The sequence below is a fragment of the Halomonas sp. C22 genome, assembly GCF_007655045.1.
Lineage (GTDB): Bacteria > Pseudomonadota > Gammaproteobacteria > Pseudomonadales > Halomonadaceae > Vreelandella > Vreelandella hamiltonii.
The window spans coordinates 1-1,720 of the sequence record NZ_VBVC01000022.1 but is presented as its reverse complement, the minus strand read 5'-3'; the positions used below and the strand labels follow the sequence as shown (position 1 = coordinate 1,720).

General features: G+C 63.8%; 1 protein-coding gene. It reads right to left on the bottom strand.

Translation table 11 applies throughout. The features are described 5' to 3' along the window. Positions 1-233 precede the first annotated feature (233 nt). Complete coding sequence (locus FEU76_RS18480) at positions 234-1,652, bottom strand: IS1380-like element ISPsp9 family transposase (RefSeq protein WP_096921781.1); 1,419 nt, start codon at positions 1,650-1,652, stop codon at positions 234-236. Between the last annotated feature and the right edge of the window lie 68 nt (positions 1,653-1,720).

The following is a 1,720-nucleotide window of genomic DNA, read 5'->3' as shown; positions in this document are numbered from 1 at the left end:
CCCGCCTTATTCACGAGGGCGCTGATTGAGCGGTCTGAAGGTACTGGCTGTTGGCATTGCTTATCAGGATTCGCCTCTTCAGCGCGAGTGGCTGTTGAGTAATGCCAGAACGCAGCCCTTTTCCTACTTACTTATAGCTCTTTGGAATCAATGGCGGCCGTCCAAGCAGCCGTGATCGCCGACCGCCGCTCCGGTCGCTCGCTTTCTGATGCTGTGGTGGTCTCGCAGGAGCGTCAGCTCAGTGCGGTCAGCTTCGGTAGCCCCTTCAGCAGCGTCGGCCACCACTTGTCGGCGGCGGCACCCAGATGAACGGTGATTCGCCGAGCGTGCAGCCTCAGCGTGGCGGCGACCTTGAGCACCTGCTCGCGCATCCGGCTCAGGCTCCAGCCTTGTCGGGTTTGCCGCTCCAGGAGGCAGCGCAGGCCATGCAGGACCTGGTAGGCGTAGAGACTGAGCAGCAAGCTCACCTCGTTGCGCGCCATCACGTCCTGAACGGTGGAGGCGCCGCGATCGGTCGACGAGAGGTGCACGTCGAGCGCCGACTTCACTTCGCCCATGTGCGCCTCGGCGCTGCCGCGCTTGCGATAGAGTGCTAGGACCTTCTCTGGCGGCCAGTCGAACTTGCTGAGGTTGGTGACCAGGAAGAAGGCATGCAGCAGCAGGTCATCGGGGCGTTCCTGCACCACCAGCACTACGCGCCGCGGTGCCGACCAGGAGCCGGCTTGGTACTCCAGATCGTGGCACCACTCGCGAGGCTGCTCGGGTGGCCGGCCGGGTGGCCGCTTCAGGAGCGGTGCTGCCAGCTTCTGTAGACCGGTGTGACTGCGCAACCGGCCCAGGTATTCGATCTCCCGATCCTCCAGGGCCTCCAGCGTCGCGTTATCGGTAAAACCGGCGTCGATGCGCACACGAACCTGTGCCCCGGTGCTCTCGTTGAGTCGTCGTACCAGATGCGGGATCCAGGTGTCGGCGTTCTCTGCCGGGCCGGCGTTACCCTCTCGCAGTAGCCCGCCGACCATATCGCCGGTTTCGGCTAGCGAGGCGACCAGCGGTGAGTAGATCCGCGCACCGTAAAGGCCATGATACGCCGAGCCGCCCTGATGTCCGTGGACCTCGATTGGCAGGCCGTCGATGTCCAAGGTCAGCTGTTTGGGGCGCTCGCCGTTCTTCAGCGAGGTCAGGCACCAGACCACCAGTCGCAGCAGGCCTTCGTGCACGGCATCGATGTTGTCGTCTCGGCCGAGGCAGGTCAGCAGCCGCGACAGCGTGGCTTGAGACGGCCTGTCCTGCGCCAATGGCGTCGTCCCGCGCGCATCGCTGCAGGCCAGCTGCCAGAGCGGGTCACGGCGCAGCGTGTCGGTATCGCTGAGGTCGATCCAGCCCATCGCGCGCTGCAGCACCAGGGTGCGTAGCTGACTGGCCAGCGAGTGGCGGATACGCAGCGGGTGACGCGGATCGACCAGGTTGTCTTCGAGCGCCTCAATCACGCCGCTGTTGTCGAGGACTTCACGCAACAGCAGAGCGCCGCTGTCGCTGGTGGTGCGCTGGCCGCTCAGCTCGACACGGACAGAGCCGTTGCACGAGGGCGTCCAGGTGGATAGGCTTTCACCCATGGCGAGTGGTCCTCTTGAATCGTGTTCTGGCAGGAACATACTGATTCTACAAGAGAAAACCACTCGCCATCTTCGTTTTCAGGTGAGTCTCGTGAATAAGCCGGGTT

Excerpts from the sequence above, each read along its gene's own strand:
- FEU76_RS18480 (WP_096921781.1), bottom strand. The coding sequence starts at position 1,652 with ATGTTCCTGCCAGAACACGATTCAAGAGGACCACTCGCCATGGGTGAA.